General features: G+C 71.2%; 13 protein-coding genes and 2 pseudogenes. 2 read left to right on the forward strand and 13 right to left on the reverse strand.

Going from position 1 to position 13,210, the window contains the following annotated elements; genetic code table 11:
• Positions 1–225: 225 nt before the first annotated feature.
• The 4 genes from OG588_RS26615 to OG588_RS26630 form a co-directional block, all read right to left on the reverse strand.
• Positions 226–2,673 carry a protein kinase domain-containing protein gene (locus tag OG588_RS26615; RefSeq protein ID WP_405949488.1) on the reverse strand — a complete coding sequence of 816 codons (2,448 nt, stop codon included), beginning with the start codon at positions 2,671–2,673 and terminating at the stop codon, positions 226–228.
• 40 nt (positions 2,674–2,713) lie between these two features.
• On the reverse strand, positions 2,714–3,337 hold the full coding sequence (locus tag OG588_RS26620) for a hypothetical protein (protein ID WP_405949489.1): 624 nt from the start codon (positions 3,335–3,337) through the stop codon (positions 2,714–2,716).
• 153 nt (positions 3,338–3,490) lie between these two features.
• Entirely contained in the window at positions 3,491–4,627 is a 1,137-nt protein-coding gene (locus OG588_RS26625) for a sensor histidine kinase (RefSeq protein WP_405949490.1), read from the reverse strand.
• The gene (locus OG588_RS26630) at positions 4,624–5,292 is read right to left on the reverse strand and encodes a response regulator (RefSeq protein WP_405949491.1); all 669 of its coding nucleotides are present in this window, start codon (positions 5,290–5,292) and stop codon (positions 4,624–4,626) included. Before OG588_RS26630 ends, OG588_RS26625 begins: the two co-directional genes overlap by 4 nt.
• A 252-nt stretch (positions 5,293–5,544) precedes the next feature.
• Here OG588_RS26630 and OG588_RS26635 point away from each other — a divergent pair, with 252 nt between their 5' ends.
• Complete coding sequence (locus OG588_RS26635) at positions 5,545–6,795, forward strand: DUF418 domain-containing protein (RefSeq protein WP_405949492.1); 1,251 nt, start codon at positions 5,545–5,547, stop codon at positions 6,793–6,795.
• A 79-nt stretch (positions 6,796–6,874) separates the two neighbouring features.
• On the opposite strand, the gene OG588_RS26640 is transcribed toward OG588_RS26635, so the two are convergent.
• From OG588_RS26640 to OG588_RS26650, 3 genes are all read right to left on the reverse strand, one after another.
• The gene (locus OG588_RS26640) at positions 6,875–7,609 is read right to left on the reverse strand and encodes a DUF1775 domain-containing protein (protein WP_405949493.1); all 735 of its coding nucleotides are present in this window, start codon (positions 7,607–7,609) and stop codon (positions 6,875–6,877) included.
• A 55-nt stretch (positions 7,610–7,664) separates the two neighbouring features.
• Complete coding sequence (locus tag OG588_RS26645) at positions 7,665–8,315, reverse strand: hypothetical protein (protein WP_405949494.1); 651 nt, start codon at positions 8,313–8,315, stop codon at positions 7,665–7,667.
• A gap of 189 nt (positions 8,316–8,504) precedes the next feature.
• Positions 8,505–8,969: a DUF6221 family protein gene (locus OG588_RS26650; protein WP_405949495.1), complete on the reverse strand. Its 465-nt coding sequence runs from the start codon at positions 8,967–8,969 to the stop codon at positions 8,505–8,507.
• 198 nt (positions 8,970–9,167) lie between these two features.
• Between OG588_RS26650 and OG588_RS26655 the strand changes: the two are divergent.
• A pseudogene (locus OG588_RS26655) lies at positions 9,168–9,281 on the forward strand (IS5/IS1182 family transposase); the annotation flags it as partial.
• Here OG588_RS26655 and OG588_RS26660 read toward each other — a convergent pair.
• The 6 genes and pseudogenes from OG588_RS26660 to OG588_RS26685 form a co-directional block, all read right to left on the reverse strand.
• Positions 9,278–9,574, reverse strand: a complete 297-nt coding sequence (locus tag OG588_RS26660) for a hypothetical protein (protein ID WP_405949496.1) — start codon at positions 9,572–9,574, stop codon at positions 9,278–9,280. The pseudogene OG588_RS26655 and the gene OG588_RS26660 overlap by 4 nt on opposite strands.
• Before the next feature lie 747 nt (positions 9,575–10,321).
• Positions 10,322–10,534: pseudogene (locus OG588_RS26665) on the reverse strand (transcriptional regulator); the annotation flags it as partial.
• Positions 10,535–10,624: 90 nt separating this feature from the next.
• Positions 10,625–11,203, reverse strand: coding sequence for a hypothetical protein (locus tag OG588_RS26670; RefSeq protein ID WP_405949497.1), 579 nt, complete (start codon positions 11,201–11,203; stop codon positions 10,625–10,627).
• Positions 11,203–12,207, reverse strand: a complete 1,005-nt coding sequence (locus OG588_RS26675; protein ID WP_405949498.1) for a DUF6286 domain-containing protein — start codon at positions 12,205–12,207, stop codon at positions 11,203–11,205. Before OG588_RS26675 ends, OG588_RS26670 begins: the two co-directional genes overlap by 1 nt.
• The gene (locus OG588_RS26680; protein ID WP_405953421.1) at positions 12,204–12,389 is read right to left on the reverse strand and encodes a hypothetical protein; all 186 of its coding nucleotides are present in this window, start codon (positions 12,387–12,389) and stop codon (positions 12,204–12,206) included. Before OG588_RS26680 ends, OG588_RS26675 begins: the two co-directional genes overlap by 4 nt.
• Before the next feature lie 49 nt (positions 12,390–12,438).
• On the reverse strand, positions 12,439–12,942 hold the full coding sequence (locus OG588_RS26685) for an Asp23/Gls24 family envelope stress response protein (protein ID WP_405949499.1): 504 nt from the start codon (positions 12,940–12,942) through the stop codon (positions 12,439–12,441).
• Positions 12,943–13,210: the final 268 nt, after the last annotated feature.

The raw sequence follows: 13,210 nt of genomic DNA on the forward strand, positions 1-13,210 counted from the left end.
GGGTGGAATGGCCGTGCCGCCGAGCGGGATCAGGTCCCAGCCCGGAATCGTCCTCGGCGACTCGGACGCGCCGTGCTGGACGCCGTGGATCCGGGAGGGGTCCCGCGCGGCCTCCCCGAGACTTCCCGGCATGCGGAAGAGCACCCGGACAGAAGTCCGCCAGATAGCAGAAGCCATGGCGAGCGAGACCGTCATGCGCTGTGCCGACGCGCTCGCCAGATCGCCCTATGCCGAGCGGACCATGGAGACCACGTCGCGGCGCGTCGCCGCCGAGGTCGCCCGGACGATCGCCGATGAACGTGTCGCGCACGCCGACGAGATCGTCCGGGCCGCCGCAGCGGCGGCGAAGGACACGGCCGCCGAAACCGCGCAACAGGTCGCCGAGAAGACGTCCGCGAGCCTCGCGGCCGAGGCGGCGGCCAGGACGCTGAAGGAGTCCCGCGAGGCCGTGGAGGAGGCGCTCGGGGAGTCTCGCGAGGCGGTGCGGGAGACGCTCGGAACGGAGCGGCGAAAGGTGGAGGAGGAGCTGGCCCGGACTCGGGCCGAACTGGACGAAGCGCAGGGGCAGTTGACCGAGGCGCTGGCCCGGACTCGGGCCGAACTGGATGACGCGCAGGAGAAGTTGACCGAGGCGCTGGGCAGGGCCCGGCGGGAGCCGAAGCGGTTGGCGAAATAGACCCGCTTGTACGTTGCCGACAGTGCGGGCGCGGACAGACTCTCCACGTCCGTCGCGTTCTGCCAGAGCTGTCTGCCGCTGTCCGCCGACACCGCGGTGACCGTCCCGTCGGACCGGACGAAGTAGACGACGCCGTCCACGAGGGTGGCCGCGCCGGTCAGCGCGTGCGCCAGCGGTATCCGTGTGACCTGCCGGGTTGCGGGGGACACCCGCAGCAGCGCGTTGTACGGCCGTTCGTACCCGGTTTCGTACACGTCCTTCGCGGTCTGGGGGGCGAGGAACAGGGGCTGCCCGTCGACGGCGCCGAGCGCTTCCGCCTTCTGGGGAAGCGTGGCCGTTTCGGCCAGGCTGTCGGGGCCGAGTCTCATCAGCTCGACCGGGGCCTGGCCGGGTTCGTTGCCCTTCGAGCACAGGGCGTAGGGGGCGCCTCCCAGTGCCGCCGGAGTGCAGTACTCGTCGAGCGAGGGCGCCCGCCACAGTTCCTTGCCGGACGGCCCGTAGGCCACGAACGACGCGTAGTCGGGAGACATGGTCAGCAGTCCGCCGTCGTACAGGACCGCGTCCTCGGACTTGTTGATGTCGCGTTGCCACCGCCGCTGCCCGGTCGTGGCGTCGACGGCCACCACGCGCCGGGTGCTGTCGTCCGGATCCTCGTACACATAGACCAGCCCGTCGCGGACGCCGATCGGCTGCGCCCCCTGAGGGCGGGTGCCGGTCCGCCACTGAGTACGGCCGGAGGCCGCGTCGACCCTGGCGGCCGTGAAACCCGTACCGCCGCAGAACAGGGCGCTTCCCTCCGCCACGCATCCAGGGCCGTTGTAGTCGAGAGGGATGCCTTTCACGTCGTACCGCAACGGCGTCTGCCACGGCCGCCAGCCGGCGGGCAGTGACGCGGCCTGGGTGGTGGCCTGGGTGGTGGCCGTGGCGGTGGTGGTGGCGGTGTCCGAACGGGACACGAAGACGCCCACTCCGATACACAGCCCCGCGACGGCCAACACCGCACCGAGGCCGGTGAGCAGCGTCCGGGCCCGGCGTCGCCCGCCGGTGCCGGTGCCGATGCCGATGCCGGTCGTGGCGGCCGCGGGGGTGGGGGCCGCGGGGGTGGGGGCCGCGCTCGGAGAAGCGGGGCCGCGCGGGGGTCTCGCGGACTGTGCGGACTGTCCGGTCCGCGGGGATCCGGTGGCGTCGGATTCCGGCAGCGCCTGGAGCATGTGGTGGATGTCCGTCAGTTCCGGCCGTGCGGCGGGGTCCTTGTCCAGGCAGCGCTCGACGATGCCGAGGAGCGCTTCGGGTACGCCGCCGAGGTCCGGGGTCCCGAACACCACCTGATAGCCGGTTATGTACGGGCTGTCGGCGTCGAACGGTCCCGTGCCGACGGCCGCGAACACCAGCAGCGACCCCAGCGAGAACACGTCCGAGGCCGGGGTGACGTCCCGGGGAGAGGCCACCTGCTCCGGTGACATGAAGGGCGGGGTGCCGATCATCCGTCCGGTCGTGGTGAGGCTCTGGTGGTCGGAAGCCCGCGATATGCCGAAGTCGATGACGCGCGGCCCGTCCTCGGTCATCAGGACGTTGCCCGGTTTGAGGTCGCGGTGCACCAGGCCCGCCCGCCGGATGTCGCGCAGCGCCTCGGTGAGCCCCAGCCCCAGCGCGCGCAGTTCCCGCAGGCTCAACGGGCCGTCCTTCTGCACGACTTCGGCAAGGTTGAGCCCCGGCACGTAGAGCGTCGCCATCCACGGCTGCTCGGCGTCCGGGTCGGCGTCCACGACAGGCGCGGTGAAGGCGCCGCTCACTCTGCGCGCCGCCTCGATCTCCTGCCGGAAGCGCGTCCGGAACTCCTCCTCCTGGGCGTACGGCCCGCGCACGACCTTGACCGCGACCCGCCGCCCCGAGGGGGAGACTCCCAGGTAGACGACCCCCATGCCGCCCGCCCCGAGCCGACCGAGAAGGGCATAGCCGCCTACGGTCTCCGGGTCCCCGGTGCTCAGGGGCGTCATCGCCGATCATCCTTCCCAGCGCCTGCCTGCCTCACGGGGATCAGAGTATGGCCTGGAGACTGACGGACATTCTGTTTGTGTCTCCCCGTCTCCCCACAAGCAGAACAGGGATTCTTTTTGTGAGGGGGGTGTGGTGCCGCGACTCACCGACGCGCGCAAGGAACTTCGGCGCCCCCAGATCGCCGACATCATCGCCGAGTCCGGCCTCTCGGCCGGGTCGATCTACGCGCACTACCGCAAGAAGGCCGACTTGGTCCGTCCCGCCGGACCCCGACGAACTGCTCGCCCGGCTCGTCGCGGCGATCGACCCCGTCAAGGCCCGGCTCGGCGTACGGATCAGGGTGTCCTGGGCCTGCCGGGCGACCTCCTGGTCCGGGTCGCCGAGCAGGGGCGGCAGGACGGCGGCGGACCGGCCTGCCTCCCCGCAGTGCTCGATCCCACGGACGGCCTGACGGCGCACGAGCGGCACGGGGTGGGTGAGGACCACGGTGTAACGGTCCAGGACGGCCACGCCGAGCCGGGAGAACGCGAAGCCGACGCGCTCGCGGGACTCCTCGGTGGGCGCGGAGACGAGCCCCTGGAGCAGACCGTCGAACCCCGCGTCCCCGATCCGGCCGAGTACGGCGGTGATCGGCCGCCAGTCCACCAGGGACCCCGTGTCCATCACCTCCCGCACCTCCCGCACCGACTGCTCCACCCCTCCGGCGCCGAGCGTGACCAACGCGTCCGCTGCCGCCCCGTGCCGTTCGTCCAGGAATGCCGCCCCATGACGCGGTCGTGGTGCGCCACCTACCGGACCGGCATGCGCATGGGGAGGTCACGGCGGGTCGTCGGACGGCAGTTCCAGGCGGAGTTCGTAGCCGCCGTCGGTCGTCGGGCCGGAGGTGATGGTGCCGCCGAGGAGTTCGGCGCGCTGGCGCAGGCCGACGAGGCCGTGGTGGGCGCCGGGGAGGGGGAGTGCGGGGCGGGTGGCGGTGGTGTTGGCGACGGTGGTCCGGAGGGTGCCGTCCCGGTGGTGGATGCGGACGGTCGCGGTGGCGCCGGGGGCGTGTTTGCGGACGTTGGTGAGTGCCTCCTGGACCGTGCGGTAGACGGCGCGTTGGAGGGTGGGCGGGAGTCCGTCGGGCAGGTCGGTCTCCAGTTCCGTCTCGATGCCGCTGACCGCGATCAGCTGGTGCAGGTCGGCGAGGGAGGGCTGGGGTGTGAGTTCGGTGGGGCGGATGCCCGAGGCGCGCAGGACGCCGACCATGTGGCGCAGTTCCTCCAGGGTCTGCACGCTGAGCCGGCGGATCGTGGCCCCGGCCGCTCTGGCCTCGGCGTCCGGGCTGCCGACCTGGAGTGCGCCGGCGGTCACGGCGATGAGGCTGACCTGATGGGAGACCACATCGTGCATCTCGCGGGCGAGTTGGGCACGTTCCTTCGCCAACACGGCCTGGGCGCTGAGCAGTTGCTCCTGCTCGCGGGCCTCCGAGATCTCCGCGAGCCGAAGCGTCAACTCCCGTCGGGCCTGGACGAGTTGGCCGAGGAAGACCGGGGCGGCGGCCGTGGCGAGGGTGTAGGTGAGGTGGACCAGGCTGTAGGTCTCGTCGAGTTCGTCGACATCGAGGGACGTCCACGGCCAGGGCATGAAGTCGACGGTGGCGAAGGCCAGGGCGCAGCCGATGAGCAGCGTGCGGTGGCGGCAGAGCGAGGAGAGGGTGTACAGCGCGGCCATCGTGGCGAACGCCGCGTCGCCGATCAGCGCGGAGGGGAGTGTGAGGGCGAAGGCCAGCAGCGGCCGTTGGCGGCGCAGGGTGAGAGCCAGGGCGGCAAGCAGGCCGTAGGCGGTGGCCGGGTGGTTGTCGCTGTCGAGGTTCACCCACAGGTCCAGCAGCGCGACGCAGACCAGCAGCGCGTCCAGCAACAGGGCAGACGGGCGACGGGAGTTCGGCCGGGGACTCGGACGCGGGTTCATCGGGCGGCTCCGTCTCCGGGCGGCCTGAGCAGGCCCGCCCGTTCGGCGACCAGCGCGGCCTGTACGCGGTTGTCGACCTTCAACTTCTCGAATACGGCGCTGACATGGCCTTTGACGGTGCCGGTACTCAGATGCAGCCGCTCGCCGATGTCGGTGTTGGACAGGCCCTCGGCCATCAGCGCGAGGACGGCACGCTCGCGCCCGCTCAGCCGGGCGACGAGCTGGACGGCGTACGGATCCCGCCCGCCCTGGTCGAGAAAACCGTCCACCACCGTGCGTACGACCTGCGACGAGAGCACGGTTCTGCCCTCGGCCAATGCGCGTATCAGAGCGGGCAGTTGCTCGGGGTCGGTGTCCTTGAGGAGGAAACCGGCGGCACCGGAGCGCAGCGCCGCCTCGACGTATTCGTCGGTGTCGAACGTCGTCAGTATCGCCACCACGGGCGGGTCCGGCAGTCGGCGGAGTTCGGCCAGGACGGTCAGTCCGTCCACGTCGGGCATCCGGATGTCGAGCAGGACGACGTCGGGCCCCAACTCCTGTACGGCCAGGACGGCTTGACCGCCGGGAACCGCCGCCACGGCTCCGATGCCGTCCGCGGCGTTGAGGATGTGGGTGAAGCCGGTGCGGACGAGAGCCTCGTCGTCGACCACCAGTACCCGGATCATGCGCGCTCCGCTCCTCAACTGCCCGTAATACGAGAACTGCCTGTAAGTACGGGAACTGCCTGCAATACGGGAACTTGCCTGTAATACGAGGGGTAGCACGCAGACCCGCGCCCGTCCGCAGGAACCGGTTCGGCTCCGGCCTTTCGTCGGCAGGGACCGGCCGGTCGGCCGGTGCGGTTCCGGCCGGTCGGCGGGCCGGCTCCGGACGGTTGCCGGGTGTGCTGTTCCCCGCCGCCCGCGAACCCTGAGGGCATGACACACGACGCACCGCCCACCGCGCCGCCGGCCGCGTTACCCGAGCGGCACCCGGTCCCCACCGACGCTCCAACGACCGTGCGGCTGATCGGTATCGACCTGGCGCGCGGGCTCGCCGTCCTCGGTATGTACTCCGCCCACGTCGGCCCCGACGTCACGGTCGGCGGACCCGTCGGCTTCCTGCTGGAGACCGCACGAGGCCGCTCCTCCGCCCTGTTCGCGGTACTCGCCGGGTTCTCGCTGATCATCATCACGGGCCGCCCCCACCCCCGGCCCGGCCGCGCCGGACGCCAGGCGGTGACGAGGGTCGCGATCCGCGCCGTGGCCCTGCTGGCGCTCGGCTACGCCCTGACCGCCCTGGGCACCGAGGTCGAGGTGATCCTCAGCTGCTACGGCCTGCTCTTCCTGACCGTCCTCCCACTGCACCGGCTACGCGCCGCGAGCCTCGCGCAGATCGCCGCCGCCGGCGCGCTGATCCTGCCCCAAGTCCTCTACGCCATAAGGAAGTCCATCGAGGACGGCGGCTGGGCGGACACCGTCATCCAGGCGGACCCGCTGGCCCGGATCAGCGGTACGGACGGCGTCGTAGAGCTGCTGTTCACCGGCGACTACCCGGCCCTGGCCTGGGCGCCGTTCCTGATCGCGGGCATGGCGGTGGCCCGCCTCGACCTCACCCGGCCCGGGATCCGATCCCGGCTCGCGCTGACCGGCGGTGTCCTCACGGTTCTCGGCTACGGCGGCTCCTGGCTCGCCCTGCACCTCGTCCCGCACGCGCTGAGCGTCATCTCGTCGGCCACGGGCGGCGGTTCGGCGTCGTCGGCCTGGTGGTCCGACACGGTCGGCGAACCCGAGAACGGCACACCGCTCACCTGGCTCCTGGTGGCCGCACCGCACAGCCAGACGACCCTCTCCGTCCTCGGCAACACGGGCGTCGCGTTCGTGGTGATCGCCGGGTGCCTGACGGTCGCCGACCGGATGCCGCGCCTGACCCGGCTGGCCACACCCGTGTCCGCGGTCGGCGCGATGGCGCTGACCGCCTACGTCCTGCACATCGTCGCCCTCTGGCTCCTGACCGACGTCTGGCCTGTGGCCGCCGTGGAGGACGAGACGATGTCCGGACTGCCGGCGCTGCTCGCCTTCATCGCGGCCACCATGCTGCTGGCCACCGCGTGGAGCAGTCACTTCAGGCGCGGTCCCCTGGAACACCTGCTGCACACGGCCACCCGGCCCGCGCGGTACGTCAGGTAGCTTCCGGGAGCAGCGCCCGCAGCGCCCGCAGCCGTGTGCTGTCGGGTCGGCCGGGCCCAGCGCGGGGGCTACGCGGGGGCTACGCGGAAGCGGCGCCCCGGCGGCGAACGAGATAGACGGCGCCGCCCGCCACGACAACCACCGTGAGACCGATACCGACCCAGGCGCCGGTCGACAACCCGTCGTCGTCCTTCGCCACGGCTTGGGCGGCAGGGGAGGCGGACGGCTCGGTCTCCTCGGGGGTGGGCGACGGCGAGGCCGCTGTCCCGGTCCCGGTTCCGGTCCCGGTCTCGGTCGGGGAGGGGCTGACCGGCTTCGCTCCCGGCGCGGCGGCCTTCAACTTCAGGACGGGCGCCGGGTTCTCACCGCTCTCGTCGAGTTCGATCCAGCGGTCGGTACGGCCGTCGCTGTACGTCTGCAACGTCTTGAACGCCAACTCCTCGGTGTCCGGGAGCTGTTTGACGACGACGGAGTACTCGGCGTTGGCACCGGCCTTCACGGCGGGGCCCTCGACGGTGTAGCCGTCGGCGGCGGCCGTGAACTTCCAGCCCTTGGGGCCCTCGCCGTAGGCCACGTCGGCGGGCGCGATGCCCGCGGGCAGGACCACCCGGATCTTGGTGACTCCGGCGGTGGAGGACTCCGACTCGGCGTCGAAGGCGATCTCGACGTTCTCGGCGAGGGCCTGGGCCTTGTCCGACTCGACCTCCACGTGGGCGGAGGCCGGGCCCGCGGTGAGGAGGACGGCGGTGGCGGTCGCGGCGGTCACCAGGATCAGGCGGCGGGCGGTGCGGTGCGTGCTTGCGGCACGGAACATGGGTGTCTCCAGGCATGGGGGAGCGCGGGGAGCCTCAACGGCGTTCCCGGCAAGGTCAGTTGGCGTGAGCGAGCCCCGCCTGGGGAGGGCCCCGCCGTACCACCACGTCTGCGAGTACCGCCCCTTGGAGAGGCGGACGTTCCAGCCAGGCGTGGACAAGGGCGGGCAGCCTGGTGTCCGGCGCCGCCGTCCGCTCGCTGAGCAGGGTCCATGCCAGGTCGATGCGTGCGCGGGCCGCCTCGACGGCGGTGGCCAGCCCGCGTGCCAGAGACCAGCAGACGGTGTCCGCGCGGTGCAGGAGCACGGCGACGAGCACGGCGGCCGCCGTGTGCACGGCGGTCATCGCCGGCGAGCCGTGCGCCTGGTCGTGCCAGGCCGTGTGGGCGTCCATGCCGTGAGCCATGTGCGTGGGCATGGCCATGGCCGCCGAACCGTCCGGATGTTCCGCCATGAGCCACAGGTGCAGCCCCGCCTGCGCGGCACCGCACACCGCCACCACCGTGGCGAGCGAACGGGGACGCCGCGTACCGACCAGTCCGATCACGAAAAGCACCGCCGCCGCCCATCCGGACTGCCGCCACGGCATCGGCCCTTCGGCGACCAGATGGTGCGCGCTCACCCCGAACACCGTCCCGACGAGCGCGAACACGGCAGCCCGCAGAACGGGCAGCGGCGCGTGGCGCGTCGTCGTACGGAGCTTGGTCATGGCCCGCCCATCATCGGGCATCGCCAGGTCCGCACGGACCCGGATCCCTAAAGAGGCGGCTCGTCCGGAAACCTCCTGGCGGTCGCCGCTCACTTTGGCGGACCGCGTAGAGAGACGGACAACGAACAACCCCCAGGCCGCTGACCTGGGTGAACGGTGCGGGTGCGGCCTCGACAAGCTTGGCCCTCTTCACCGTGATTCCCCGCTGTTCCCCGCCCTGTCCGGTGCGCTTGTGGTGTGGTCGCCACGCTCCATGGTTGCCCGGTTCGGTTTGTAGCGCTCGGGAAAGTCGGGGTGTTCCTGGTAGGGCAGGGCGAGATCGAGTAAGTCGTCGCAGGGCCAGAGGTCGCCGTCGAACTGGCAGTCGTCACGGTCGTCCCAAGGTCGCTCGGGGTCGTCTTCGGCGGGACTGAGCGTGTGTCGGTTCAGCACGCGTTGCTTGGCCTCGACTTCGCGCAGCACGCGGGCAGGGTCGTGGAGGGCCGCGTGCCGCGCGATCGCGGTGTGGAAGCTGGTGGGATCACCTCGGCCGAAGTCGACTGCGGCCCCGTGTGCGGTCCGTTCTGCGGAGAATCCGGCCCTGTCACGGCGCCGGGCCAGGTCGGCGTCCTCGTCCAGGCGCGCCCTGAGGAACGCCACCAGGTCGTTGGGCATGGCGGCATTCTCAACCATGGGGCGTGCGCCGGCACTTGCTTTGCGCCCGTCGCTCATCTCCGAATGTTGGACCAAGACCATTTCCAACTGTGGCGGTGGGGTGGTGGAGTGCGTGGGGCGCGTTCGTCTGCGTTCATCCGCCGATGGTCGGTGTACAGGAGTGGGCTTGTGGTCTCGCCTGAACGGCGGCGAACGAGACACGGCTTCCGACGTCTGTGTATCCGCTGGGAACGGCGAGCCGACATCCACGAAGCGTTCCTCAAACTCGCCCGCTGTCTCATCACCCACCGACAACTCAGCTCATTGCGTTAGCCGTTGTTGGACGGTGTCCTACGTGGTGAGGCGGAGGAGGCCCGACCCCCAGTCTCATCCTGCACATCTGAAGCGTGCCTACCGCTGACCATGAAATCCCAACGCGGTTCGATCGCTGCACCGTTGATGCCAACGGGGTCATACTCCTCGGTACTCCCATAGGGTGAGCCGGTGATCTGGACGGTGGGCGGGTCGGTGACGTTGCCGATCGGCAGGGTGAGTTCGCTGAGGTGGTAGAAGATCATGCGCCCGGTGGGGCGGACGCGGCGGTTGTCGGGGTAGAGGCCGCTCATGGTCTCCTCGGGGCCGAGCGCCCGTCTGACCTGCCGCTCGATCAGGCGGAAGACCAGCAGGGCCAGGCAGATGACCTGGATCAGGGCGGCGACGCGGACCGGTCACGCCATATAAATCAGCGACCCGCGAGATACGGGACTAGCAGCGCCCTTATGGTGCGGTTGTGGTGCGCACCTCGCCCACTGGTCCGGACAACAAAGAACCCCCGGGTCATCGACCTGGGGGTTTCATATGGAGCGGGTGACGAGAATCGAACTCGCACTCTCAGCTTGGGAAGCGACGGCGCTCGCCGGGCTGGGTAGGTTCTGACCTGGGCGTATGTGCTCTGGTGCGGCGCACGACTACGTGGGATCACACCTCTATTGACCGTGGTTTACCGGTTTTTAGGGCACGCTGTGGGCACGCCGTCGACTCGGGTGTGTGCGGGCCCGCCCTTGAGGGCTGACGACTGGCAAAGCGCTGGAGGTGAGCGTCGGCCGGAGGTGCGTTGTTGCAGGAGTACACGGAGAAGGGTTTAGCGGCGGCCGACCAACTCCGGGAGAAGGCAGTTCGGAGGGGACCAGTGCACCGTGGTTCTGTCCGGTGCGGACATCGCCGGCACGGCAGAGCGGGCCAACTTCAGGGAGAGGGTCTGCGAGGAGGTGTTGGTCATCTGACGGCAGCAGGGTGTTTGAAGACCGGAAAGCTCAGGTGAAGTTCGTAGCCGCCGTCGGTCGTCCCGCGCTCACGTCGGGCCGGGGGAGGGTTCAGCGGGTCCCGGCCGCTGTGGTCGGCACCTCCGCCGGGGCGTCGCGCAGGCCGAGGCGCAGGTGTTCGACGTGGTAGAGGGCCTGCTCCAGCAGTTCGGCGACGTGGTTGTCGTAGAGCGCGTAGATGACCGAGCGGCCGCGGCGTTCTCCGGTGACCAGGCCGAGGTTGCGCAGCAGCCGCAGTTGGTGGGAGCAGGCGGACTGTTCCATGCTGAAACGAGTCCGGTCCGTCAGTGGGTGAGATCGACGACGATCTTCCGTTCGGCCTGGTCAACAGTGCGTACGGTACCGGCGTGTGCTTCAGCGGATGCGTCGGCCGTGGTGTGAGCGGGCGCTGAGGCGGACCTGTGTGCGGACGGTGTGGGGAGCGAGGGCGCTCTCGGTCCGGTCGGCAAGGGTGGTGAGGGCGGGCAGGACGTCGGCGGGGGTGGTGTCCGGGTGGAGCCACACGCGCATCCTCACCTGCAGGTGGTTGTGTCGTCCCAGCAGACGGGTACGGCAGCCGGCGACTCCTGCGATGGCGACTGCCTGGTGGGTGACGGCGTCTTCCAGGGCTCGGGTCCGCAGGGCGCTGTCCGGTGCGGACAGGGGCACGACCGGGCGGGCGCCGCTGCGCAGTTGCCGGGCACACCACAGGGCGAACACGGCGGTCGCGGCGATCGAGCCCGCCAGGACCGTGGGTGTCCACCAGCCGTGGGTCCGGAGGCGGGGGAGCCGGTCCGCGTTCAGGAGCACGGCGTGCGGGCCGGGCCGGGGCCAGGGTGTCGGAAGGTGCGGCGCCCAGGGCGCGCGGGAGAGGACGAGTCCTGCGAGGGCGAGGAGGAGCAGTCCGACCAGGGCGAGGACGGTCCGGTTGAGGACCGTGCGCAGTCGTGGCATCAGGGGTTCGCTCCTTCGAGGACGGTTCCGGTGGGCTGTACGCCCGGCGCTGCTCCCCCGTCCGGCGCAGGTGTTGTTGCCGGGTCCCAGGACGGTTGCGGTCGGACGGTGACGCGCAGCCGGGGTACGTGGCGCAGGCTGCAGTTCTCCAGCGTTCGGCGCGCCGCTTCACGGGCCGCGTCGCGTGCGGTCGTGCGGTCGCCGAAGGCGAGGTGGGCGCGGACGGCGACGCGGCGGCGCCGGACGCCTACCGTGACCGCGTCGATACCTGCCGTCGCGGCCACGGCGTCCCGCACGAGGGCCGCGACCGCGCGGCGGTCGACCGCCGCCCCCAACCGCGGATCGCAGGCGACGGTGAGCAGCCCGCGGTGTCCAGGTGTCAGAGCCAGGACGACCAACAGCAGGCCGAGTACGGCGACCGCGCCGGAGCCGACGACGACAGCGGGTTCGCCGGGACCGAGCTCCGCCAGCCGGTGGAGGATCCCGGTGCGCCAGGCGGCGGCCGGTCGCTGCGCGGTGTGGACCATGACCATGTCGAAGGCCAGGGCGCCGGCGGCCACGGCCGCCGCCAGCGTGACCAGGGCCATCGGCAGCCGCCGTTGCGACCACCGGCGCCAGGGAGTGCGGGTGCCGCTTGTCGCCGCCGTGGGTACGTGGGCCGGCGTCCCCTTCTGTGCTGTGGCCGTGCTGTCGGCCGACAGCGGGGTCAGGGCGGTGACGCCCACCCGCGGCCGGGCGACATCGAGGCCGGTCAACTGCCGGGTGCGGGAGCCGACATGCTCCTGGAGCCGACGTACCGACTCAGCCAGCGGAGCCGGATAGGGCAGGGCCACATCGACGGCCACGTCCGCCCGCCGCCCGCGCACACCGGCACTGCCTTTCGCGATGCCGTGCACGACCGTGGCTCTACGGTCGTGCAGCGCTTCGACGGCCGCCCGTTCGGCGATCTTGCGAACGGCCTTGTCCGAGACGGTCGTTGTGCCGCGCTGTGCTGCCGTGGTCATCGACGGCTCCGCTCGAAGGCGTCCCGAAGATCCTGCATCCGTCCGCCACCGTCGAACCAGTGGCCCACCGCCCACCCCAGCGCACCCAGAGCGGCCACGAGGAGGAACGCCCCGAAGCCCCCGAAGAATCCGGCGAAGGCCAACGCCATCCCGGCGGCCATCCCCACGACCGGTCTGCTCACCACGTGTTCCCTTCTCTACGGCTGTCGGGCCTGCTGCCAGTGGGAACGATCACTCCACCCGGGAGTCCGTGGTCTGGCTCTCGGCGTCGTCCTCGGGCAGGTGCACGTCGTTGACGGTGACGTTGACCTCCACCACCTCCAGGCCGGTGACGCGCTCCACGGCGGAGACGACGTTCTCCCGCACGTCACGGGCGACGTCCGTGATCGGGACGCCGTACTCCACGACGAGGTCCAGGTCGATGGCCGTCTGGCGCTCGCCGACCTCGACCTTCACCCCGCGTCCCACGTTCGGCCGGCCGCCGGGTACCCGGTCACGGACGGCGCCGATGGTCCGCGACAGGCCGCCGCCCATGTCGTACACGCCCGGGATCTCCCGGGCCGCGATGCCCGCGACCTTCACCACGACGACATCGGCGATCGAGGTGCGGCCGCGGTTCGCGGCCGGCTGGTCCACCCCGGCGACACCGCCGGACACGTCCGTCGTGCTCTGCGCGGGCTTGCGCGTCTGCGGGGCGGACACGTTCTGGGAAGTCGGTGCGGTCTGCGTGGTCATGGCACGTCCCCTCTGCTTCGTTCAACAGTTGCTCTCGTACCGTCAGACCCGATCCGGCCACGTCTGTGACGCGGGTATCCGGCAAATCTCGGCCCGGCCGCGCCCGTCCGGGGCCGCACGCCCGGGCGCAACGGATCCCCGTGGCGGTGTGCGCGCTTTCAGCGCCTGTGACTGCCCGGTCCCGATCGGAGTCCGGGGTGGGTGCATCCCGTCAGGTGGGGCGGAGGTGGAGGCTCCTGCCGCGGCCAAGGGCAGGACTCGGCGACGG

The sequence above is a fragment of the Streptomyces prunicolor genome (genome assembly GCF_045162825.1).
In the GTDB taxonomy this organism is placed as follows: Bacteria; Actinomycetota; Actinomycetes; order Streptomycetales; family Streptomycetaceae; genus Streptomyces; species Streptomyces prunicolor.

What these genes read in the sequence shown, in the direction of transcription:
- OG588_RS26620 (WP_405949489.1), bottom strand. Translation starts at nt 3,337, where the DNA reads ATGGACACGGGGTCCCTGGTGGACTGGCGGCCGATCACCGCCGTACTC.
- OG588_RS26625 (WP_405949490.1), bottom strand. Translation starts at nt 4,627, where the DNA reads ATGAACCCGCGTCCGAGTCCCCGGCCGAACTCCCGTCGCCCGTCTGCC.
- OG588_RS26640 (WP_405949493.1), bottom strand. Translation starts at nt 7,609, where the DNA reads ATGTTCCGTGCCGCAAGCACGCACCGCACCGCCCGCCGCCTGATCCTG.
- OG588_RS26650 (WP_405949495.1), bottom strand. Translation starts at nt 8,969, where the DNA reads ATGCCCAACGACCTGGTGGCGTTCCTCAGGGCGCGCCTGGACGAGGAC.
- OG588_RS26645 (WP_405949494.1), bottom strand. Translation starts at nt 8,315, where the DNA reads ATGACCAAGCTCCGTACGACGACGCGCCACGCGCCGCTGCCCGTTCTG.
- OG588_RS26685 (WP_405949499.1), bottom strand. Translation starts at nt 12,942, where the DNA reads ATGACCACGCAGACCGCACCGACTTCCCAGAACGTGTCCGCCCCGCAG.
- OG588_RS26675 (WP_405949498.1), bottom strand. Translation starts at nt 12,207, where the DNA reads ATGACCACGGCAGCACAGCGCGGCACAACGACCGTCTCGGACAAGGCC.
- OG588_RS26660 (WP_405949496.1), bottom strand. Translation starts at nt 9,574, where the DNA reads ATGAGCGGCCTCTACCCCGACAACCGCCGCGTCCGCCCCACCGGGCGC.
- OG588_RS26670 (WP_405949497.1), bottom strand. Translation starts at nt 11,203, where the DNA reads ATGCCACGACTGCGCACGGTCCTCAACCGGACCGTCCTCGCCCTGGTC.
- OG588_RS26630 (WP_405949491.1), bottom strand. Translation starts at nt 5,292, where the DNA reads ATGATCCGGGTACTGGTGGTCGACGACGAGGCTCTCGTCCGCACCGGC.
- OG588_RS26635 (WP_405949492.1), top strand. Translation starts at nt 5,545, where the DNA reads ATGACACACGACGCACCGCCCACCGCGCCGCCGGCCGCGTTACCCGAG.
- OG588_RS26615 (WP_405949488.1), bottom strand. Translation starts at nt 2,673, where the DNA reads ATGACGCCCCTGAGCACCGGGGACCCGGAGACCGTAGGCGGCTATGCC.